Source organism: Desulfovibrio piger (assembly GCF_900116045.1).
Lineage (GTDB): Bacteria > Desulfobacterota > Desulfovibrionia > Desulfovibrionales > Desulfovibrionaceae > Desulfovibrio > Desulfovibrio piger_A.
Window position 1 is genome coordinate 2,283,048 of sequence record NZ_LT630450.1, and the last position, 22,245, is coordinate 2,305,292.

At 67.1% G+C, this 22,245-nt stretch carries 16 protein-coding genes; 9 read left to right on the plus strand and 7 right to left on the minus strand.

The genetic code is table 11. The annotated features are described in order from the left end of the window. Window positions 1–49: 49 nt before the first annotated feature. Together rpsG and rpsL are read right to left on the minus strand one after the other, a co-directional pair. Window positions 50–520, minus strand: coding sequence for a 30S ribosomal protein S7 (rpsG, locus tag DESPIGER_RS10205; protein ID WP_006007647.1), 471 nt, complete (start codon window positions 518–520; stop codon window positions 50–52). A 118-nt stretch (window positions 521–638) separates the two neighbouring features. Continuing rightward, window positions 639–1,010: a 30S ribosomal protein S12 gene (gene rpsL, locus DESPIGER_RS10210; protein WP_006007654.1), complete on the minus strand. Its 372-nt coding sequence runs from the start codon at window positions 1,008–1,010 to the stop codon at window positions 639–641. A 166-nt stretch (window positions 1,011–1,176) separates the two neighbouring features. Between rpsL and DESPIGER_RS10215 the strand changes: the two genes are divergently transcribed. Together DESPIGER_RS10215 and DESPIGER_RS10220 are read left to right on the plus strand one after the other, a co-directional pair. Further along, window positions 1,177–1,596, plus strand: coding sequence for a MarR family winged helix-turn-helix transcriptional regulator (locus DESPIGER_RS10215; protein ID WP_072336384.1), 420 nt, complete (start codon window positions 1,177–1,179; stop codon window positions 1,594–1,596). A 157-nt stretch (window positions 1,597–1,753) separates the two neighbouring features. Further along, window positions 1,754–2,137 (plus strand): cupin domain-containing protein, encoded by a 384-nt coding sequence (locus DESPIGER_RS10220; RefSeq protein ID WP_072336387.1) that lies wholly within the window; start codon window positions 1,754–1,756, stop codon window positions 2,135–2,137. Window positions 2,138–2,275: 138 nt separating this feature from the next. Here DESPIGER_RS10220 and htpG read toward each other — a convergent pair whose 3' ends face one another. Then, window positions 2,276–4,222 carry a molecular chaperone HtpG gene (gene htpG, locus DESPIGER_RS10225; protein ID WP_156831691.1) on the minus strand — a complete coding sequence of 649 codons (1,947 nt, stop codon included), beginning with the start codon at window positions 4,220–4,222 and terminating at the stop codon, window positions 2,276–2,278. Window positions 4,223–4,345: 123 nt separating this feature from the next. Here htpG and DESPIGER_RS10230 point away from each other — a divergent pair, with 123 nt between their 5' ends. The 3 genes from DESPIGER_RS10230 (at window position 4,346) to DESPIGER_RS13095 (ending at window position 7,417) form a co-directional block, all read left to right on the plus strand. Next, window positions 4,346–5,659 (plus strand): cytochrome ubiquinol oxidase subunit I, encoded by a 1,314-nt coding sequence (locus DESPIGER_RS10230; RefSeq protein ID WP_072336390.1) that lies wholly within the window; start codon window positions 4,346–4,348, stop codon window positions 5,657–5,659. Between the two features lie 3 nt (window positions 5,660–5,662). Beyond that, complete coding sequence (gene cydB / locus DESPIGER_RS10235) at window positions 5,663–6,697, plus strand: cytochrome d ubiquinol oxidase subunit II (RefSeq protein WP_072336393.1); 1,035 nt, start codon at window positions 5,663–5,665, stop codon at window positions 6,695–6,697. A gap of 282 nt (window positions 6,698–6,979) precedes the next feature. After that, complete coding sequence (locus DESPIGER_RS13095) at window positions 6,980–7,417, plus strand: Lrp/AsnC family transcriptional regulator (RefSeq protein WP_072336396.1); 438 nt, start codon at window positions 6,980–6,982, stop codon at window positions 7,415–7,417. Between the two features lie 80 nt (window positions 7,418–7,497). Here DESPIGER_RS13095 and DESPIGER_RS10245 read toward each other — a convergent pair whose 3' ends face one another. Next, window positions 7,498–8,283: an MBL fold metallo-hydrolase gene (locus tag DESPIGER_RS10245; RefSeq protein ID WP_072336399.1), complete on the minus strand. Its 786-nt coding sequence runs from the start codon at window positions 8,281–8,283 to the stop codon at window positions 7,498–7,500. A gap of 404 nt (window positions 8,284–8,687) precedes the next feature. Between DESPIGER_RS10245 and DESPIGER_RS10250 the strand changes: the two genes are divergently transcribed. The 3 genes from DESPIGER_RS10250 (at window position 8,688) to DESPIGER_RS10260 (ending at window position 12,984) form a co-directional block, all read left to right on the plus strand. Then, the gene (locus DESPIGER_RS10250; protein WP_083575378.1) at window positions 8,688–9,767 is read left to right on the plus strand and encodes an alpha/beta hydrolase; all 1,080 of its coding nucleotides are present in this window, start codon (window positions 8,688–8,690) and stop codon (window positions 9,765–9,767) included. 499 nt (window positions 9,768–10,266) lie between these two features. Further along, the gene (locus DESPIGER_RS10255; protein ID WP_072336403.1) at window positions 10,267–10,722 is read left to right on the plus strand and encodes a type III secretion system chaperone; all 456 of its coding nucleotides are present in this window, start codon (window positions 10,267–10,269) and stop codon (window positions 10,720–10,722) included. A 9-nt stretch (window positions 10,723–10,731) separates the two neighbouring features. Next, window positions 10,732–12,984, plus strand: coding sequence for an inositol phosphate phosphatase SopB (locus DESPIGER_RS10260; protein ID WP_072336405.1), 2,253 nt, complete (start codon window positions 10,732–10,734; stop codon window positions 12,982–12,984). Window positions 12,985–13,341: 357 nt separating this feature from the next. On the opposite strand, the gene asnB is transcribed toward DESPIGER_RS10260, so the two are convergent. The 3 genes from asnB to DESPIGER_RS10275 all read right to left on the minus strand — a co-directional run bounded on the left by asnB (window position 13,342) and on the right by DESPIGER_RS10275 (window position 18,289). Next, window positions 13,342–15,243 (minus strand): asparagine synthase (glutamine-hydrolyzing), encoded by a 1,902-nt coding sequence (gene asnB / locus DESPIGER_RS10265; RefSeq protein ID WP_072336408.1) that lies wholly within the window; start codon window positions 15,241–15,243, stop codon window positions 13,342–13,344. 424 nt (window positions 15,244–15,667) lie between these two features. Continuing rightward, window positions 15,668–16,921, minus strand: a complete 1,254-nt coding sequence (locus DESPIGER_RS10270) for a glycosyltransferase family 4 protein (protein ID WP_072336411.1) — start codon at window positions 16,919–16,921, stop codon at window positions 15,668–15,670. Window positions 16,922–16,999: 78 nt separating this feature from the next. Next, a complete protein-coding gene (locus tag DESPIGER_RS10275; RefSeq protein WP_072336414.1) occupies window positions 17,000–18,289 on the minus strand; it encodes an aminotransferase class I/II-fold pyridoxal phosphate-dependent enzyme in 1,290 nt (429 codons plus the stop codon). Window positions 18,290–18,784: 495 nt separating this feature from the next. Between DESPIGER_RS10275 and DESPIGER_RS10280 the strand changes: the two genes are divergently transcribed. Beyond that, window positions 18,785–22,243 (plus strand): acyltransferase domain-containing protein, encoded by a 3,459-nt coding sequence (locus DESPIGER_RS10280; protein ID WP_072336417.1) that lies wholly within the window; start codon window positions 18,785–18,787, stop codon window positions 22,241–22,243. Window positions 22,244–22,245: the final 2 nt, after the last annotated feature.

Sequence of the window (22,245 nt, forward strand, 5' to 3'; positions counted from 1 at the left end):
AAAAGCGCCGCGCCCTTGCGGGCGCGGCAGCAGTCACTCGGAAGCGGGCTTACCAGCGGTAGTGGGCGAAAGCCTTGTTGGCTTCGGCCATACGGTGGGTATCTTCGCGCTTTTTCACCGCGCCGCCGCGACCGTTGTAGGCGTCCAGCAGTTCAGCGGAAAGCTTGGAGGTCATGCCCTTTTCGCCGCGCGAACGGGCATAGTTGATCAGCCAGCGGATGGACAGGGAAATCTGGCGTTCGGGCCGGACTTCCATGGGCACCTGGTAGGTGGCGCCGCCCACGCGGCGGGCCTTGACTTCCAGATGGGGCTTGACGTTGTCCAGGGCCTTTTCAAAGGCGCGCATGGGCTCTTCACCGGTCTTTTCGCCCAGGGTTTCCAGCGAGCTGTAGAAAATCTTTTCAGCGGCGCCCTTCTTGCCGTCGTACATGAGACGGTTCACGAACTTGGTGACCAGACGGCTGTTGTACAGCGGATCGGGCAGCACTTCCCTCTTCGGGACAGGACCTTTACGGGGCATGATATTCTCCTTGAGAATCTCTGTGTTTCGGCGTCACCAGCCCCGCAGCGCCCCGGCGCGCCGCGGGACGGGCAGCCTGGGTGCGTTGCATGACGTACGCCGGTGTTGAAAAAATGACCTATTTGGGACGCTTGGCGCCGTACTTGGAACGGCTCTTGCGGCGGTCGGCCACGCCGGAGGTATCCAGGGTGCCGCGCACGATGTGGTAACGGACACCGGGCAAGTCTTTCACACGGCCGCCGCGGATGAGCACCACGGAGTGTTCCTGCAGGTTGTGGCCTTCGCCGGGGATGTAGGCCGTCACTTCGATGCCGTTGGTCAGGCGCACACGGGCGACCTTACGCAGGGCGGAGTTAGGCTTCTTGGGGGTGGTGGTGTACACACGGGTGCACACGCCGCGGCGCTGGGGGCAAGCCTGCAGGGCCGGGGTCTTCTTGCGCTTCACCACCGCAGTCCGCTCGATGCGGATGAGCTGGTTGATAGTAGGCATAGTTTCCTCCAAAGTTTCACTGCCTGCCCAAGACGGACAGGCAGCGCATGAATGCCGTAGAGCGGCAACACATACAATGCGCGGACGCGCTTGTCAAGCCCTGGCCGCGCGTATCCGTGCAGGGAAAGGTCTTGACAAAAAATTCGATATCGAACTAAAAGAGGCCATGCGGTACCGAGCCATCTTTTTCTATGCGAGCCGCCTGCGCGACGAAGGCAACAGGCTCATCATCGGCGCGCTCAAGGAAGCGGGACTCACGGACATCGCCCCCAGCCACGGGGATATACTGGCCCACCTGCTGGCCGGGGGGCCCTGCCATATGGGCGTGCTGGCCCGGCGCATCCGCCGGACCCGGTCCACCATGACGGCCCTGGTCGAGAAGCTGGAGCGCGCCGGTTATGTGGAGCGTCGCCCCGATCCCGCTGATGCGCGCGGGGTGCTTGTCTGTCTGACAGACCGGGGCAAGGCCCTGGCCCCGGTGATGGATGGTGTCTCCCGTGCTCTGGAAGCGCTGGTGGCCAGCCGTCTTTCGGCGGAGGAGGCCGACGCGCTGGAACGTCTGCTGTCCCGCTGCGTCGGGGAGTAGGCTCTCTCCGCCCCGCTGGCCGAAGTGCCCGGGGCTGTCCCGCTGCGTCGGGAGCTGTCTTTTGCTCGCGTGCCGTCTGCCCGCCCGGGCGCGGGATGGATCGGGATGCCGTTTTAGTTCGATATCAAACAAAAAAACACGCAAAAAGGAGCGTATCATGTCCCACTACACCCTGGCACATCTGGAAGAGGCCCCGCGCAATGAACTGCACGATCTGCTGCATCTCACCGCCGCAGAGATCTCGCGCAACACCCTGCCGGCAGGGGGCTCCGTGCCCTTCGTGCACCGGCACCGGAAGAACGAGGAGATCTATCTGGTGCTCGACGGCCGGGGCACGCTGTACATCGACGGCGAGGAACTGCCCCTGAGGGCCGGGGACTGTTTCCGTATCGATCCCGCGGGGGCGCGCTGCCTGCGGGCCGCCGATGACAGCCCGCTTTCCTTCATCTGCGTGCAGGCCCGGGCCGGCAGCCTGGAAGGCTTCACCGGGACGGATGGCCTGCCTGTCCCGGAGGAGGAAGGAAAGCCCGGCTGGCTGTAGCCGCATGGCCGCGGGCATGGCCAGCGGCCATGCCCGGTACAGGAGATGCCCGGCTCCGGCGGCGGGCCGCCGGGACCGGGCATCCTGCGAGGAGGAACGTCCGCCGGTGTCCTGCCGGCGGGCGGGGTATGCCGAGGGTTAGAGTTTTTTCACTTCCACATACCAGGCCGCGGCCTGTTCCAGCAGATGGCTGCTGCGGCCGGCCAGCATCTGGGCGTCACGCAGGTAGCCTTCCTGGAGCATGCAGGCGTCGAAAAGGTTCTCCACCATGCCTGCCAGGGTCTTGTCCTGGGGATCGGCCTTGAACATTTTGAGCAGGCTGCGCAGCAGCGCATGGTCGCGGTTGACTTCCATCACCTTGACGGGCAGGGAGTCGTCCTTCTGCATGGCACGCATGAGCTTTTCCATGGACGAGGTCATGCCGTCGGGCGAGACCAGCACGGCCGGGCTGTCGGCCAGACGGTGGGAGACGCGCACGTCGGCCACGCGTTGGCCCAGGATCTCCTTGATGCGTTCCAGCAGCTTGTCGAAGCTGGCGCTGTCGTCGTCGGAAAGGGGCGCGGCGGCGGGCTTTTCGCTGTCGGCCTTGTCGGCGAAGGCGTCCAGGGCGTCATCGGCCGCGTTCTCGATGGCCTTGAATTCCCAGTCCTTGTATTTGCCCATGCCTTCCATGACGAACTCGTCCACGGGCTCGTAGAGGAAGAGCACCTCGATGCCCTTGCGGGTGAAGCGTTCCAGATGCGGGCTCAGGCGGGCGGCTTCGCGGTTGGGCGCGGAGACGTACCAGAAGGTCTTCTGGCCTTCGGGGGCGCGGGCGATGTAGTCGTCCAGGCTGGAGAGGGCCTCGCCGTCGTCCAGGGCCGAAGTGTTGAAGCGCAGCAGGCCGGCGATGCGTTCGCGGTTGGCGAAGTCCTGGTAGGCGAGCTTGAAGATGCGGCCGTGCAGGCGCCAGAAGGCGGCGTACTTCGCGGCATCCTGGGCGGCCATCTTTTCCAGGTGGCCCAGGGTCTGCTTGATGATGGTCTGGTTGATCTTGCGCAGGACCACGTTTTCCTGAAGGGTCTCGCGGGAGATGTTGAGGGGCAGGTCCTCGGTGTCCACCACGCCCTTGAGGAAGGCCAGCCAGTCGGGGATCAGTTCCTTGTTGCGGTGCTGGATGAGCACGCGGCTGGCGTAGAGGTCCAGGCCCCAGAAATCACGGTCGAGGCCGAAGAGGTCCTGGCGCACGTCGGGGATGTAGAGCAGGGCGTTGAACTGCACGGGCGCATCCACGGAGATGTGCAGCACGTCCAGCGGCGCCTTGCTGTCATAGGTCAGGGCCTGGTAGAAGGCATCGTACTGTTCCTTGGTGACCGAGGACCTGGGCTCGCGCCACAGGGCGGGCTGGGTGTTGACCTGCTCGCCGTCCACCAGCACGGGGAAGGGCACGAAGGCGGAATGCTTGCGGATGACGGATTCCACACGGAACTTTTCGAGGAATTCCGCGGCGTCTTCCTTGAGGTGGGCCACGATGCGCGTGCCGCGCTGCGGGGCGTCGTCACCGGCGGGGGCCACGGTATAGGTGCCCAGGCCGTCGCTGGTCCAGGTGGCGGCACTGTCGTCATCACCGAAGGCCGGGCGCGAGGTCACGTCCACCCTGTCGGCCACCATGAACACGGAATAGAAGCCCACGCCGAAGCGGCCGATGATGTTGGCGGCATCGGCTTTTTCACCGTCGGCCTTGGCCTCCTCGGCGGCCAGCTGGGCGCGGAAGGCCTCGGTGCCGGACTTGGCGATGGTGCCCAGGTTCTCGGCCAGTTCGGCGGCGGTCATGCCAAGGCCCGTGTCCTCGACGGTCAGGGTCCTGGCGTCCTTGTCGAGATGGATGCGGATCTCCAGGGGCAGGTCGTCATGGCGCGGGGTCTCGCCCCGGTTGCTGCGGAAGCGCAGCTTGTCCAGGGCGTCGGAAGCGTTGGAGATGAGTTCGCGGAGGAAGATCTCGCGATTGGTGTAGAGGGAATTGGTGAGAATGCTCAGGACTTTGCGCACTTCGGCGCGAAATTCACAGGATTGAGCCGTGGTTTCCGGCATGGTGACAACCTCCATGGATACTTGCTGGGGAATAAGTAATCTTTCCCAATCAGCCGTCAAGGCCTTGCGGGGCCTAAACTTTGCCTTGCTTTTCACCAAGGATAACGGTATGCAGGTCGCTCCATAAGGAGGACGATTATGGATGATGTCATTCTGCTTTCACGGCTACAATTCGCCGTGGCCGTCTTTTTCCACTTCATCTTCGTGCCGCTGACGCTGGGCCTGTCCCTGCTCATCGCCCTGATGGAGACCCGCTATGTGCGCACCGGTGACGAGGTCTGGCGCAAGCATGCCAAGTTCTGGGGCAAACTTTTCATCATCAACTTCACCCTGGGCGTGGTGACGGGCATCACCCTGGAATTCCAGTTCGGGACCAACTGGGCCCGCTATTCGGAATATGTGGGCGACATCTTCGGCTCCCTGCTGGCCATCGAGGCCACGGTGGCCTTCTTCCTGGAGTCCACCTTCCTGGCCGTCTGGCATTTCGGCTGGCACCGCGTGGGCAAGAAGACCCACCTGCTGGCCATCTGGCTGGTGGTGCTGGCCGGCAACCTGTCCGCCCTGTGGATCATCCTGGCCAACGGCTTCATGCAGAACCCGCTGGGCTATGTGATCCAGAACGGCCGCGCCGAACTGGCCGACTTCATGGCCGTGGTCACCAACCCCTACGCCTGGGGCATGTACGCCCACACTCTGCTCTCGGCCTGGACGCTGTCCTGTTTCTTCGTGCTGGGCGTGTCTTCCTGGCATCTGCTGCGCAAGAGCAATGTGGAATTCTTCCGCCGCTCCTTCCGCATGACCGCCCCCATCTGCCTGGTGCTGGTGCTGGCGCTCGCCCTGAGCGGCGACATCCAGGGCAAGGTGGTGGCCGGGCTGCAGCCCGCCAAGCTGGCCGCCATGGAATCCCACTGGGAGACCACCAGGAACGCCCCCTTCTATCTGGCCGTGGTGCCGGACGAGGCCAACGAGACCAACTCCGTGGAAGCCATCGGCATCCCCGGTCTGCTGAGCTGGATCTCCTACGGCGATGCCGATGCCGAAGTGAAGGGCCTCAAGGACTTCCCCAAGGAAGACCGTCCGCCGGTCACGCCCGTGTTCTGGGGCTTCCGCGCCATGATCTTCTTTGGCGTCATCTTCCTGGCCCTGGCCGCCTGGGCCACGCTGCAGCGTAACCGCGAGACCATCAACCCCACGCTCATGCGTGCCCTGGTGTGGTGCATCCCGCTGCCCTACATCAGCATCGCCATGGGCTGGCTGGTGGCGGAAATGGGCCGTCAGCCCTGGATCGTCTACGGCCTGATGCGCACCAGCGACGCCGTGTCGCCGGTGCCCGCCGAGCATGTGTCCACGTCGCTGCTGGCCTTCATCATCGTTTACAGCGTGCTGGGCCTTCTGGACATTTTCCTGCTGCGCAAGTACGCCATCAAGGGCCCGCAGGGGCAGGAGGACTAAGTCATGCTGGAAACCTTGCAAGTAATCTGGTTCATCCTGTGGGCGCTGCTCTGGGCCGTGTATTTCGTCCTGGACGGCTTCGACCTGGGCCTGGGCAGCCTGCTGCCCTTCATCGGCAGCAATGAGGAAGAACGCCGCATCATGTACAATGCGGCCGGTCCCTTCTGGGACGGCAACGAGGTGTGGCTGATCTCCGCCGGCGGCGTGACCTTCGCGGCCTTCCCCAAGGTCTATGCCGTCATGTTCAGCGCCCTGTACGCGCCCCTGCTGGTCCTGCTGTTCGCCCTGATCTTCCGCGCCGTGTCCTTCGAGTTCCGCGGCAAGGTGGAAAGCGGCGTGTGGCGCGGCTTCTGGGATCTGGTCCACTTCCTGTCCAATCTGGTGCCCGCCCTGCTGCTGGGCGTGACCTTCGCCAACCTTTTCATGGGCATCCCCATCGACGGCGAAGGCGTGTTCCACGGCACGCTCATGGGCCTGGTCAACGGCTACGGCATCGCCGGCGCCATCTTCTTCCTGGTGATGTTCATGCTGCACGGTTCCCTGTGGCTGGCCATCAAGAGCCAGGGCGAACTGCAGACCCGCGCCGTGGCCAGCGCCACCCTGCTCTGGCCCGTGATGCTCATCCTGCTGGTGGCCTTCCTGGTGCTGACCTTCTTCAACACGGACCTGTTCAACAACTACTGGAGCAACCCGCTGCTGCTCCTGCTGCCCGTGGTGGCCCTGGCCGGCCTGCTGGGCGTGCGCTGCATGCTGCGCCGCGGCCAGCTGTGGAAGGCCTGGATGTGCAGCGCCGTGTACATCATCGGCGTGACCTTCTTCGGCGTCATGGGCATGTTCCCGCGCATGCTCATCTCGTCCGTCGATCCTACCGCCACCCTGACGGCCTTCAATGCCTCCTCGTCCGAGCTGACCCTCAAGATCATGCTGGGCGTGGCCCTGGTCATGGTGCCCATCGTGCTGCTGTACCAGTTCTGGGTCTACCGCCTGTTCTCCCACAGCCTGAGCGCCGAGGACCTGAAGGACGAGCACGCCTACTAGGGCGCCGATCCGTCCGCCTCATCGGGCCCGGCAGACAGGCATGCCCTGTCCGCCGGGCTTTTTTCGTGTCCGCTGCCGGGATGCGCCGGAAAAAGACCGGTCTTCGCGGCCGGGCCGTCTGCCGTCAGCTGCGCGACAAAGGCGGGCCGCGCCACGGAAGGGCGGAGGGCAGGCAGGAGGAGCGGAGGGGCCGGTGATGGCGGCCGTGCCGCCATGACGGGGCATGGATAATTGCTTTTGGGGCACATATCCGGGACAATGCCGGGACAGAGCGGAGGCCGTATGAAGACCAGGATAGATGCAACGGATGTGAGGATCGTCGAAGAGCTCAGGAAGAACGCGCGCATCACCATGAAGGAGCTGGGCGCGCGGGTCTTCCTCACCGGGCAGGCCGTCAGGAACAGGGTGGAACGGCTGGAGGACATGGGCATCCTCCAGCGCTACACCATCAACGTCAATTGCCCGGTCTTCGGCTACAAGGTCCATGCCGTCATCAGGGTGCAGCTCAGGCACGGGCCGGTGGAGGCCCTGAAGGCCTGCTGCCGCAGGGAGGGCAGGCGCACCATCCACTGCTACCGGACCACGGGCGACAACCTGTATTTCCTCGACATGTATTTCCCGGACATGGAGGCCCTGGACGCCTTTCTGGCCGAGGTGGAGCCGCTGGGCGGCTACGAGCTGCATGTGGTCCTTCGGGAAGCGGAGGACCTGGCGGAATGAAGGCCCCCGCCGGAGGGGGAAGAGGAAGGAAGGCGTTTTGCCTGTGGGGACCGGCGGGGACCTGATACGGGAAGCGGCGGCTAAAAGCTGTAGCTCTGGCCGTCGTCGGGCATGAGGATGGCCTCCCGGATGCCGCGACGGCGCAGGGCCTGGTCCATGCTTTGCCGGGTCAGGGAGGCATGGGCCACGGTGTCCATATGGCTGACGATGATCCGCGCTTCCGGGCAGGCGGCGTGCAGGGCGGCCACATCCGCGTCGTCCATGATGAGGCGCCCCTCGTCGAGCAGTTCGGCCGCGCAGGCATTGACCACGACCACATCAGGCCGGAAACGGCGCATGCTTTCGGCCACGTCCTCGTACCAGATGGTATCGCCGGCCACATAGAGCGTCTTTTCGTCAGGATGCCGGAAGACCACGCCGCAGGACGGTCCGCAGGGGATGATGGTGCCGTGGCGTCCGGGCGTCCTGCTGAGACGGATGCCCGCGAAGACGGTCTCCTCTCCCAGCACTTCCACCCGGGCGAAGCCGGAGCGCCGGAGCACGGCGGCGTCCTCGTCGCTCTGCACGAACACGGGCACCGTCTTGTCCAGCGGCGCTCCCACGCTGCCGTCGGCGGCCATGTCGATATGGTCGGGATGCACATGGGTCACGATATAGGCGTCCACGCCGGCCAGGATGTCGGCCACCGGCATGGGCAGGTCGCAGAGGGGCATGGCCAGGTCCAGCTGTTCGGGGCGGCAGCGGAACATGGGATGGTCGCGAAACGTCCCCATGCTGCCCCTGGGCGCCAGCCAGGGGTCGGTGAGGAAGGTCTTTCCGGCGTACCGGATGCGGAGCATGGCGTTGCGTATCTGCTGGATCTTCATGCGATGGTACCTCATTGGTATGTCCCCGGGGGGATGATGTGTGTGACTGCGGGGGAAGGTAGCAGGGACGGCCGGGCCGGGCCAGAAGCCGGGACAAGAAATGCGCGCCGTTTTCTTGAAAAAATCAAGTGCTCCGCGCGGCGTCCGGCATGCAGGACCGCGGGCGGGCCGGGTTCCCTGGCGCGGCTGCCGGGGCCTTCCGTGATGGCTGCGGCGTGGCGGGCGCGTGTCCGCCGCAGGGAGCGGGCCCTGCCGCCCTGCTGGTGCGCATGCCGGTCAAAGTATGCTTTATCTCTATGATAAAGCATTCGATATAAGTATTTGTCATGGATCATCGCTGCGGCTACACAGGAAGGAACACCGGCGGCCTCTCCCGCCGGACAACCTCCAACCGGAGCGACATCATGAGCGCAGTCAAGACACTGATGGCGGGGATCCTGGCAGGCACGATGCTGTTTGCGGGGGATGCGGCCGCAGCGGACACGGCCCCCTCCGGCAGGGATACTTTCAAGGACGGTGATGCTATGGAACTGGTACAGGAATGGGACAAGGTCTTTCCCAGGAGCGACAGGGTGGAACACCGCAAGGTGACCTTCCGCACCCGCTACGGCACCGTTCTGGCGGGCGACCTTTACATGCCCCGGGACGCCGGGGGCAAATGGGCGGCCCTGGCCGTGAGCGGCCCCTTTGGTGCGGTGAAGGAGCAGGCATCCGGGCTCTATGCCCAGACCATGGCCGAACGCGGCTTCCTGACGCTGGCCTTCGACCCCTCCTATACGGGCGAGAGCAGCGGCGAGCCGCGCCATGTGGCCTCGCCCGACATCAATACCGAGGACTTCAGCGCTGCGGTGGACTTCCTCACCACGCTGGACGCGGTGGATGCGGAGCGCATCGGCATCATCGGCATCTGCGGCTTTGGCGGCATGGGCCTGAACGCCGCCGCCATGGACACCCGCATCAAGGCCACCGTGGCCGTCACCATGTACGACATGAGCCGCGTCACGGCCAACGGCTATTTCGACAGCATGGACGCCGATGCCCGCTACGCCCTCCGGCAGCAGCTGAACGCGCAGCGCACCCGGGACGCACGCTCCGGCAGCATCGCGCCCTCCGCCGCGGGCCTGCCCGAGGCCCTGACGGGCGACGAGCCGCAGTTCGTCAAGGATTATTTCGCCTATTACAAGACCGGGCGCGGCTTCCATCCCCGTTCCATCAATTCCAACGGCGCCTGGAACGCCACCTCGGCCCTGTCCTTCCTGAACATGCCGCTGCTGGCCTATGCGGGCGAGATCCGCAGCGCGGTCCTGCTGGTCCACGGGGAAAAGGCCCATTCCCGCTACTTCAGCGAGGATGCCTTCAAAAAACTCAACGGGGACAACAAGGAACTGCTGATCGTGCCCGGGGCCTCGCACACGGATCTGTACGACCGGGTGGACATCATCCCCTTTGACAGGATCGAGGCCTTTTTCAGGGCCAACCTCTGATCCTTTCCTCCTTCTGCGGCCGCACATGCGAAGCTCCGTTGCCGGGGCTTCGCTTTTTTCGTGCCTGCCCCCGGGCAGCGGACGGCGGCCCTGCCGCAGGATGTTCCGGGCAGGGGGCCGGACTGCCGGAAACGCTGCCCGGGAACTGCCTGCCGGGCACCGTGACGGACGCATGCGGCCGTCACGCGGGCAGGGGCACCGGGAGACAGGCACATTGAAAAGTTCGTGTCCCTGGGAGATAATCGGCGTATCCATGCCCCGTGTTCCTGCCGTGGGAGCGTGCGGACGTTCACCATGCCTGCGGGGGAGGGCGCTCTGCCTGCGCAGGCAGGGAGGGCGCGCCGGTCCTTAACGCCGTGCCGCGCTGTCCTCTGGCACCTTTTTTGCTGATCCGTCTATGCCTCCTGTCCGCTGCCAACGCTATTGGCGGCACCGCCACTGCCACGGACGGGCCGGAGATATGCCCTGAACTTTTTTAGCCCTCTGCCAAGGAGGCATCATGATAAGCCGCGAGACCGCCAACACGCTTCTGGAAGAATTTGCCCGCCAGCAGGAGATCGGACCCCTGCAGCTCGATGAGGACAATTACTGCGCCCTGGCATCGGCCGACGACCATGTGGTGCACCTGCGTTTCGACGAGGGGCAGGGCACGTTCATCGCCTTCGGCAGCATAGGCGCGCTTTCCGGGGATGAGGAAGTGGCCCTGCGGGAGCTGCGGGCCCTGCTCACCGCCAACCTCATGTGGCAGGATACCCAGGGCGCCACCATCACCCTGGCCCCGGAGAGCGACACCGTGCTGTTGCAGCAGATGTGGCTGCCCGAGCAGGCCACGGCGGACAAACTGGATGCCTTCCTGCAATCCTTCGCCCTGTCGCTGGACTTCTGGACGCAGCGCTGCGCGACCCTGGGCGACACCGTGATGGAGAGCGAGCAGCCCTTTTATGTGAAGGTCTAGGAGGGAGCCATGCCTATCGATTCCATAGCCAACCTGCGCCATCTGAGCCAGGCCCGGGGCAGCTTCGTCCGCCTCGAGCAGGGCACGGACAGGCTCCAGACGACGACCGTCAGGGCCCGCTTCTGGCAGTGGTCGCAACGCAGCCAGGAAAAGGCCGGGAACAGGGCCGCGGCCGAGCGCGTGCGCGACAGCGTCTGCGCCTATTGCGGCAAGGCCGAGGGCACGCGTTTGTTCAACCAGTACATCGGCAGGAAGTCCCTGGAGGGCAGGGCCTTTACCGGCGCCAACCTGTCCAGGCTTCTGGATGCGGCCGCGGAGCGCAATCTTGCCTGTCTGGGGCGCGGCATGGTGGCCACGGGGCGGCGGGCCCTCCGGCCGGAGCTCATGGCGGAGCTGGGCCGGGCCGGTGTGGATCCCGACTATTTCGTCAGCCTCGTGAGCCGGGGCGTGCGTCTGGTGGGGAACGATTCCTGGGGGCAGCAGGCCGTTGCGGAGGCCGAGCGGGAGCTTGCCTCGGTCTCCTGGGCGGTGGACGCCATGCGCGGGGATCTGGACACCTTCCAGGCAAGCCTGCCCGCAGGCGCGGAGGGCGTGGCCGGGGTGCTCCATTGTCTGGAAGGGCTCAGGGCACAGCTGGATACCAAGCGGGACATCATGGCCGCCCAGAAGGCGCAGAGCCCCTTCACGGCCGGGAACGTGCGCCTTGCCTTCCGGCAGATCTATGCCGCCTGCGAGCGGGTCATCGGGGAGCATGTGCGCCAGACCGATAAGGAGCTGGGCAGTCTGGATCCCGCTTCGGGCACGGGCATGCGCCTGGCGGAACGGGCCCGGGACCTCAACAGGCTGATGGCGGCCATGCAGGACAAGATGGCCGATCCGCCCGGGCTGCGGGGCCTGGCCGATGGGGAACGCGTCCCCGATGCCGTGATGGAGACCTTCAACGCTCTCCCCGGAGAGCTGGGCAAGGAGCTGCACCGGCTGCTGCCCGACCTGTCGGCGGGGAAGCTGGCCAAGGCGATCAAGGAGGCCCATATCCAGGTGCTCAACGAACAGGACTGGGGCGTCATCCGGCGCGACCTGCAATATCTGGGGCGCGGGGGCGCGGGCGTGACAGCCACCTCCACCATCACGCCGGCCCGCCATATCGGGGCCGTGGGCGGCCAGCCCGGCCCCATCGGCCGGGAGATGGCCCGGCACGGCATCAACGGCGTCTCCTGCGAGGACAGGGGCCGGCCCGATCATGCCCTGAACCTGGCCCGCACGGAGATAGCCGCGGGCGGCGGCACCCTGTTCCGGGGCATCCGGCACGGCATCAACAGCGCCTATTCCATCAAGGATCCCGCGGCCAGAAGGGCGGCCAACGCCACCCGCGCCAGAGAGATCTTCGCGGCGGCCCTGCAAAGCTCCCCGAAGCTGGCGGACGTCCAGCGCAGGCTGGCGGCGGATGCCGATGCCGTCATCGACCTGCCCCTGCTCTCCACCAGCCTGGTCACGCCCGATGTGCCGCGCGAGATCTTCGGCACGTCGGAAAAGACCTATCTGGCCGAGCAGTGCGCCTCGTGGAAGGATGCCTGCGGGCCTGACGGCACCTGCACGGTGAACGTGGTCCTGCCTGACGGGCAGGGAAGGGCGGTCAAGGTCAGGCCGCAGGTGCTCACCTTCAATTTCGGCGTGAACACCGGCGCGCAGGGCGGGCTCCAGGGCCTGATCGGCGGCTGGGGCACGTCCGACCGGTACAACAGGGAAGCCATGACACTGCTTTTCGGGGACGACATGTTCGGCGGGATGGTGGCGACGTATCTTGCCCGGTCGGACATCTCCGCCCGGGACAGGCAGAACGTGCAGGCCCTGCGCTACGAGATCCACGCCCTCTGGGCCGCCAGGGGCTACAGGATGAGCGGGGCCGACCCCTATCGCCTGCCTGCGCGCCTGGCCATGCTGGGGCACATCATGGGCATGATGCCGCTGTTCAACTGCAAGAGCGGCAAGGACCGCACCGGGCAGATGGACGTGGCCTGCAAGACCCTGGCCCTGCAGATGCACGAGAACGGCGGCCTGCTGCCGCCCTTCGATGCGCCGCGCAGCCGCATGGATCAGCAGATCTTCCAGCAGGTGGCCATCAACGGCGGCAATCTGGAGATGCAGCGCCTGAACACCGGTCTGGCAGGCTTCAAGACCAAGGGCGTGGACGGTCTTGATGCCCTGTTCACGGATGAGGCCCGGGAGATCCACCGGGGCCTCAGCAGCTATGTGAAGGCGTGAGCCGCCGGCACCAGCAGGCGCCCTGTCGCCGGCTTCTGGACGCAGCGCTGTGCGTCCCTCTGCCTTCTCCACGCATCCCTTCTTTTCCGATCCACATCCAGGGGCGGGCTTGGGCCTGCCCCTGTCGTTTTTATATTGGCCGGTCCGAATGTCATCCATCCTACCGGATTCTTTCCCGGGCCTGCGGCTTGCTCTTGTCTGTTTTCCCACCCCTTATGAGCGGTTTTTGAAGGGGTGGGGGAGCGCGAGGGGGCGGGGGAACTTTTTTCCGCCAGGAAAAGTTCCTCCGCCCCCTCGTCCATCCCGGCAGGCGGGCCTGCCGTACCGGGCCCATATCTTCAGCGGGTACACCCCCCGTTACATCCCCCGGGCGCGCAGCCAGAGCTGGAGCACGAGCAGCGTCCAGAGCGGCTTGCGCAGGTCGGCCTTGCCGGAGCAGTGGGCGTCCACCAGGGAGCGCACGGCCTCGGGCCGGAACAGGCCCTGGGCACGCAGGCGATCGGGAGCGAAGAGCTCTTCCATGAGCGGCCGCATGCGCCCGCGCAGCCAGGCCGCCACGGGGATCTGGAAGCCGCGCTTGTTGCGGTGCAGGATCTCGGGCGGCAGCACATCGGTGAAGGCCTTCTTGAGCAGGTATTTGCGCTGGAAACCGTGCAGCTTGTGCCGGATGGGCAGGCGGGCCACATATTCGGCAAAATCCTTGTCCAGGAAAGGCGCGCGCACTTCCAGCGAGTGGAGCATGGAGCAGCGGTCCACCTTGACCAGGATGTCGTCCAGCATGTACTGGCGGGCATAGACGTGGAAGGCCCGCGCCAGGGGCGAGGGACCGGCGGGCCAGTGCTCGAACTGTTCCCGCGTGGGCGCGAAGAGGTTCTCGCGGCGCAGGAAGTCGCGGTCGGGCCGGGCCAGCAGTTCGGCCTGCATCTCGGGCGTGAAGGAGGTGAGCAGGGTCTGCACCCGTTCCCAGGCCGGGGCGTGGGCGCCGCGCAAGAAGGTCTCCACCGCCAGACGGGGATTGATGTAGCCGGCCGAGGCGGGCAGGAGCCGGGTCAGGGGTTCGATGACGCCGCGGCGCACGATGCCGGGGAGGGCGTTGTACCATTCGGCGATTTTGAAGGCGATGTAATGCTCGTACCCGGCCCAGAGCTCGTCGGCACCGTCGCCGCCCAGGGCCACGGTGACTTTTTCGCGGGTCACGCCCGAAAGCAGCCAGGTGGGCGCCACCGAGGCGTCGGCCATGGGCACGTCCATGCGGCTGATGATGTCCGGCAGATGCTCGGCGCAGTCTTCGGCCGAGAGCACGCGCTCGTGATGGTCGGTGCTCCAGCGCCGGGCCACCACGCGGGCGTAGCGGCTCTCGTCGTAGCTGGCCTCGGTGAAGCCGATGGAAAAGGTCTTGATGGGCGTGGCAGACTGCCGGGCCATGAGACCGGCCACGATGGACGAGTCGATGCCGCCGGAGAGGAAGACCCCCAGGGGCACGTCACTGACCATGCGGCGGGCCACGGCACGGGTGAGCAGCTCGTGCACGTCGGCGCAGATGTCGGCCTCGGAGCGGCGGTCGGACTCATCGGCCGGGGGCAGGTCCCAGTAGCGGCGGATGCTCAGGCGTCCGTCCTCCACCAGCAGCCAGTGCGAGGGCGGCAGGCTTTTGGCCTCGCGGTACATGGTGTCCGGGGTGGGCACATATTCGTAGGCCAGGTAACGCATGACGGCCTGCGGATCGAGGGTGAGCTCCAGCCCCGGCACGGCGGCCAGGCAGTTGAGCTCCGAGCCGAAGAACAGGCTGCCCTGCTGCAGGGTGTAGAAGAAGGGCTTTTTGCCGAAGCGGTCACGGGCGCAGAACAGACGGCGGCGGGGGGCGTCCCAGAGGGCGAAGGCGAACATGCCGTCGAAGCGCTGGAGGCAGTCCGTGCCCCAGACGCGGTAGGCCTGGAGGATGACCTCCGTGTCGGAATGGCTGCTGTGGAAGCGGGCGCCCGCCTGCAGCAGCTCCTGCCGGAGCTCGGCGAAATTGTAGATCTCGCCGTTGAAGACGATGCAGAGCTCGCCGTCCACGTCCTGCATGGGCTGGCTGCCGCCGGAAAGGTCGATGATGGACAGGCGGCGGTGCCCCAGGCAGACGGGCCCTTCCTGCCAGATGCCGCTGCCGTCGGGGCCGCGGTAGGTGATGACGTCGGTCATGGCCCGGACATGGGCCCGGGCGTCCTCGTTCAGGGGCTGGCCGTCAAGACGGCAGATACCGGCTATTCCGCACATGGCATATCCACAGGGCGTACCGGAGGGTCAGGCCGCCGGCCGCCGGTTGCAGGTGTCGGGAAAGGGCTCCGTCAGGCAGGCCGTCACGGAGCGGGAAACAGGGGAGCCGCGTGCGCCCCCGGCAGGGGGAGCGCCTGCTCCCGCGCCAGGCGTCCGGCCGGGGTGGCCGGAAAGACGACGGGCGGCGTCCGGCAGCGGCAGGCATCCCTGCGGGGCCTGTCATGCGATGCCGCCGGGCTGGGGACACGGCCTTTGCCCGGGGAGTACAGCCCCGCGTCGGGGCCCGTCTCCCGGCGGCCGGGACCGCCGCAGGAGGGGACGCCCCGGCAGGGCATCCGGCAAAAAACGCGCTGGGGGACCGACGGGGCCGGGGAAGGGCCTCCCGCACGGCGGCAGGGCCCCTTCCGGCTCGGCTGATCCCTCCCTAAACGCCCGGGCCGTGCGTGGTGCGCCACTGCGTGTACTGCCGGCAGTAGAGCTCCTGCAGGGCCGCGATGTTGGTCTCGGTATCGAACATGCGGAAGACCAGCTCGCGCCCGGCCCGGGCCATGCGCAGGGCCGCCTCGCGGTCGGAGAGCATGCGGCGGACGGCATCGGCCAGGGCGGCGGGGTCGCGCTGGGGGATGAGGTAGCCGGTCTCGCCGTCACGGATGACCTCGCTCACGCCGCAGACATCGGTGGCCACCACGGGCATGCCGCAGGAAAGGGCCTCCATGATGACATTGGGGATGCCGTCGCGGTCGCCGTTGGTGTGCACCACGCTGGGCACCACCAGCATGTCGTGTTCTTCCATGAAGGTACGGATGCGGTCATTGGGCACGAAGCCGGGCATGTCCACCAGATCTTCCAGATGCAGGCGCTTGCGCATCTCCACCAGCTTGCGCTTCCAGCTGCCGTCGCCCACCAGGGTCAGGCGCACGGGGAAGCCGTCGTCACGCAGACGGGCCACGGCCGTGAGCAGCTCGGGGAAGCCCTTGGTGCGGGCAAAGCGGCCGATGGCCAGCAGGCGGTAGGGCTTCTGGAAGGGGGCGCGGCAGTCCACGCGGCGGCCCAGGGTCAGGCCGTTGTAGATGACGTGCACCTTGTCCTTCTGTCCGGCGGGGCAGAAGCTCTGGAGCCAGGGCCTGTTGGCCATGTTGTTGGTGCGGATGAAGAGGGCGTCGCGGGATTTTTCGGCCAGGATGCCGTCCTGCGGATAGATGTCGCCCGCGCGGCCGGTGAAGGCGAAGGGGATGCCCGACAGGCGCGAGGCCACCCAGACGGCGGTGGCGGGACCGTTGCCCCAGGAGGAGTGCAAAAGCTCGATGCCGTCACGCCGGGCCTCTTCGGCCAGCAGGAAACCGGCCAGGAAGCACCAGAGGTTCTCGGCATAGGCTTCCAGATTGCGCATCTTGCGGAACAGGCCCCGGCGCAGCAGGGTCTTGACGGTCTCGCGGTCGCGCTTCCAGGCGCGCCAGAAGGCCTTGAGCAGGCGCAGGGTCGCCCCGGCGCCGAAGCGTTTGACGGGCCCGGCGTAGTTCTTCATCTCGTCGCTGCAACCGCGCAGCTTTTCGCCGTACATGGTATAGACGCGGATATCCATGCCGCGCCGGACCAGCTGCTGGATCTCGCGGAAGACGAAGGTCTCGGAGGAGAGGGGGAACCAGAGCAGGACATAGGCCATACGGGGGGACAGCATAGGGACCTCGGATGGGCAGGATGTTGGGGAAGAAAAAAAAGGCCGGGCAGGGTGCCCGGCCTCGTGCTGCGCGACAGACTAGGCGTTCTGGTCGTCCTGGTGCTCGCGGCGGAATTTCTCCACGATCTCCCGGGCCACGGGGATCTCTTCGACCACGGTGTCGATGGTCTTGCGGATCTGTTCTTCCGTGTGGGAGGCGGAAAGGAAGAAGCGCAGGCGGGCGGCGCCTTCCTTCACGGCGGGGAAGGTGATGGGCATCACATAGATGCCGCGGGCGAAAAGGCGGGTGGCCAGGAAGCCGCTGACCATGGAGTCGCCCACCATGATGGGCACGATGGCGTAGCCCTGGGCGGCGCCGGTATCCAGGCCCTTTTCCTGGGCGTAGTTCAGGAAGTACTGGGAGATGCTCTGGAGCTTGTGCACGCGCTCGGGCTCGCGCTGCATGAGTTCCAGGGCCTTGTGGCAGGCGGCGGCCACGATGGGGGGCATGCCCACGCTGAAGACGAAGCCCGGGGAACCGTACTTGAGGTATTCCACCAGCTCCTTGCGGCCGGCGATGAAACCGCCGCACCCGCACATGGCCTTGCTGAGGGTGCTCATCCACATGTCCACTTCGCTGGGGTCGATGCCGAAGTATTCGTGCACGCCGCGGCCGGTGGCGCCCAGCACGCCGAAGGAGTGGGCCTCGTCCACCAGCAGCATGCAGTCGTATTTCTTCTTCAGCTCGATGATGCGCGGCAGGTCGGGGATGTTGCCGTCCATGCTGAACAGGCCTTCGGTGACGATGCAGGCGCGCTTGTGCTTGCCGCGGTGTTCCTTGAGCATCTTCTCCAGGGCATCGCAGTCGTTGTGCTCGTAGGAGTAGCGGTCGGCGCCGGAAAGCCGGGCGCCCTGCATCAGGGAGTTGTGGGCAAGGCCGTCATAGAAGATGGCGTCGCGGTGGCCGAAGAGGAAGCCCAGGGTGGAGACGTTGGTGGCGTGGCCGCTCACATAGGCGATGCAGTCCTCGACGCCGTAGAAGTCGGCCAGGGCGCGTTCGAGCTGGCGGTGGGGCGGACGTTCGCCGCCCACCAGGCGGCTGGCGCCGGCGGAGCTGCCGAAGACCCTGGCGGCCTCGGTGACGGCCTCGGTGATCTCGGGGTGGGTATTGAGGTCCAGATAATCGTAGGTGGAGAAGTTGATGTACTCCTTGCCATTGATCACAGTGGTGGCCTTAGCCGCCCGCTCGTGACACAGGAAGAGCGGGTTTTCCATGCCCATCTTGGCACCCATTTCCACCATGCGCTCAAACGACAGTTTGGAGCGTAACCGTGTGAAACTGCTGGTGCCGCTCTCCTGGGCGTTCTGGCTGGAGTGGTTTTCTTTCATTCCGGATCCTCTCAGATATAGTATAAAAACCGTACGTTACAGGTGACGTACAGTAAACGTTCCGGGCAAACTGCCCGCAGAAATTGTTTTTAACGGCTCACCATATCCCAAGAGGCGCACCAAGGCAAGCGGGAAAGGCGCCCGGGCGGCGCGGGCTGGACAAGAGGCCCAAGATGGCCTAAAATTTGCTTTTACATTGTGATAGCATGGCCGCGGCTCCCCTGGGCAGCGGGCTGTACATACCGGACCCCCTCCGGGTCCCCTACCCGCCGGTGGCGGTATTCCCGGTATCCTGTGATGCAACGACCCGAATCGTGCGGAGCGTCTGCGGCTCTCGAACTCTGGCCCCTTCCCGGCCACGGGGACGCCGACAGCGGCGCCTCCTGCCGCCTGCTCCTCCAAGAAGCTCTGTGCCTGCCCCCGCTCCGGGGCCGGGCGCCCCGTCTCGTCCTCAGTCCCGCCGGAAGCGAACAGGCCACAGCCGCCGCGCTGGACATGCTCCGTCCTCTGGCCGCCGCTCTCCGGCCCGGCCTTGAGCCCGAGGTCCTCCCGGCCGTCCCCGGTCCCGCCGATCTGGCCCGGCTGGCCGCGGAAGGCCGCCCCGTGCTGCTCCTCCAGCCCCGTGCCGAAGGCCCCTGGGAAGGCATGCTGCTGGCCCGCAGGGACGAGGCGGCGGCCCCCGAGGCGGAAGCGGCCGTGGTGGACGTGCCCGGCACGCCCGCGCCGTCCTGTGAGCCCGGGGACGGGGAGATCGCCTGCGACGGCGTGCGCTTCGCCGATCTGCCGCATGGCGGGAGCATCTGGCATGCCGGGTCCCTGGTGCCTGCCTGGCGCCAGGAACTGCTGGCCCTCGGGGCCCGTCCCGATGCCGCGGCCCTCGACGTCATGGGGCAGCGGGGCATCTGGCTGCAGCCGCAGGGCGACGTGCCGCCGCTGGCCGTCATGTGCTGCGGCCAGGGGGCCGTATGGCCCGGCATGGGCCGCGAGCTCTACGACCACTTCCCGGCGGCCCGGGCCGCCATGGACCGCATCGCCCGCGCCGCCGACTGGGACGTGCTGGCCCTGCTGGACGAGACCGATGTGGAAAAGATCGGCCTGACCCGCTGGCAGCAGCCCTACCTTTTCCTGCTGGAATATGCCCAGTGGAGCCATCTGGCCTCGCTGGGGCTGCGGCCCTCCCTCATCTGCGGGCACAGCCTGGGCGAGCTCATCGCCCTGTGCCTGGCCGGCGTCTACGAGCCGGAAGTGGCCTGGTACATCCTGGACACCCGCTCCACCCACATGGCCGAACTGGAGGCCCGCGCCACCCGCGAGACCGGCATGATGGCCGTGCCCGCCGAGGCCTCGGTCATCGAGGAGGCCCGCAGGACCTGGCCCCAGCTCTACGTCTCCAATTACAATTCCCCGCGCCAGTTCATCATCAGCGGCCCCCGCGACGTGTTGCTGGAGGCCCGCAAGAGCCTGCGCAAGCGCCGCATCCCGGCCATCATGCTCAACGTGAGCCTGGCGTTCCACCATCCCAGCATGCGCGTGCTGCGCGACATGTCCCTGCGCCGCCTCAACGCCCTGGCCATGCAGGCGCCGCAGATCCCCCTGCTCAGCTGCATCACCACGCGCCCCTATCCCGACGACCAGCCCGGCATCTGCGAACACATCGGCGACCTGGACGAGAATTCCGTGCGCTGGGTGGAATGCGTGCAGGCCATGTGGCAGCGCGACGGCATCCGGCATTTCGTGGAGATGGGCCCGCAGGATACCCTGTGCGGCCTGGTGAACGACATCGAGCCGCAGGCCCTGTGCCTGGCCGCCGGCCGCAAGGGCAAGGAGGCCGAAGGCATGCGCCAGACCTGCGCGCGCCTCTATGCCCTCGGGCACCTGACGCATGACGGCGTGGCCCGCCACCGCCAGCGCTGGCTGGACGCGGCCCCCGCTCCGGCGGCCGCGCCCGAGGTCCCCGCCGCCCCGGCGGCGTCCGCCCCCGCCCGGGACGAGCTGCCCGAGGCCGCCCGCACGGTGATGGGTATCCTGGCCGCCGCCTGCGGCCGTGAGGCGGCCTCCCTGAAGCCGGAGATGGATCTGCGCTACGACCTGGCCCTGCGCTCCAGCCGCTTCCCGCTCATCGTGCAGGAAGTGGAGGAGGCCCTGGGCATCACCGTGGATTTCGAGGCCCTGCTGCATGTGGCCACCGTGGGCGATCTGCTGCGGGTCCTGGCCAGCCTTGCCCCGGCGGAGGAAGCGCCCGGAGAGGCCGCGCCCCTGAGCGCGCCGCGGCACGGCTCCGGGGAGGATCTGCCGCCCCTGTGCTGCTTCGACCTGGGCTGCTGCGACGAGGACGGGCAGCCGCTGCCCCTGGCCCTGGACCCGGCGGCCCGCGGCATGGGCGCCCATGCCGGTGACGTGGTGGCGGTCTGGGGGCCCGAGGCCCATCGCCTGCCCCTGGCCGAGCTGCTGGGTTCGCTGGCGCCCCTGGGCATGACCTTTGCCCTGCCCGAGGCCGCGCTGGAGGCCTGCCTGCCGCTGGAGAAACTGGGCGGCCATCTGTACGGCCTGCCCGCCCTGACCTCTTTCACGGCCCTGCCCGAGGCGGTGCACCGGGCCTGCGGGCGCCTGGACGGCATCCTGCTGTGCGCGCCCGCCGGCGGGGACCTGCCCGCTGACGCGATGGAGGCGCTGTGCCGTTCGGCCAGGGCCTGCGGGGTGCGCTATGTGTATGCCCTGCGCTGGCTGCATGCCGGTGGCGCGGCCCATGCCGCCCCCTGGCAGGAGGCCGGCGAGGCGGCCGCCCGCGAGCTGGACCTGCCCTGGCGGGTGGTCTGCGTGGACGACGGCGGCCGTCCCCCCATCCCGCGCGAACTGGGGGACCTGCTGGCCAGGGCCCTGACGCACGGGACGTCCGACAGGGTGCTCTGGCGGCGTGCCCCGGCCGGTGCGCCTGTCCGTGACTGGCAGTGGCTGGAGCGGCCGGACCTGTTCCCGCGGGTCTTTTCCGCCGCCGTGGCGCACGAGGCCATGCCCTGGCCCGAAGCCGCCCGGCCCTCGTCCCGGCAGATGCTGGCCTGTGCCCAGTTTTCCCGTTATGCCGATCCGCGCCTGGCCGGGCATGGCGCCCTGCCGCCGGACGGGCGGCCCTGGCTGCCCCTGAGCGAGATCTTGCAGACCATGCTGGAGAGCGGCCGCCTGCAGCTGCCCTGGCTGGAAGCCACCGGCTTTTCCGACCTGCGCTTCGCGGCGCCCCTGCCCCTGCCCCGGGGCGTGACCCGTGAGTGCCGCATCTCGGCACGTTCCCAGTCCTGGCTGCTGCAGGACGGCGTGATGACGCGCATGTGCCGCGTGCGCCTGCACAGCCGTGACCTGGCTCCCAATCTGCGGCGCATCAACCATTTTTCCCCCCTGGCGCGGGGCATGGTCTTCCTGGCCGCCGCGGCGGGGAGCCTGCCGCCCCTGTGGCCCGGAGAGATGGCGGCCACGGGCCCCGACCTGCCGCTGGACGGCTTCTATGCGGACTGCGGCATGGCGGAAGGCTGGCGCTTGCTGGAGCACCTGGCTCCGGCAGGCCCGGACATGTGGCAAGGCAGGTTCGACGGCGCGGCGCAAGGCATTGCCCCTGCTGGAAAATCCGGCTATTGTAGCTTGCTGGCCGCTGTGGATGCCATTGTGCAGGCTGCCTGCCGCATCATGGAAGAGACCGTCCCCCGGGCGGGGGCCCCGGAAGGGGGGACGCTCTGGCCGCAGGAATGGCGCCTGAGCGGCATCGGTTTCATCCGTTTCGCGGATGCCGCGCTGCTGTGCGGCGCCCTGATGCCCTGGCGCCTCCAGTTGCGGCGCGGCTGGGATGATGACCGCCTGCAGCGCTATGACGCCCAGGTCGTCGATGCGGACGGCCGGGTGCTGCTGACATTGCACCAGATGGAATTCGAAAAGGACGTCCGGCCGCAGGAAGGCGCCGGTGCCTAATG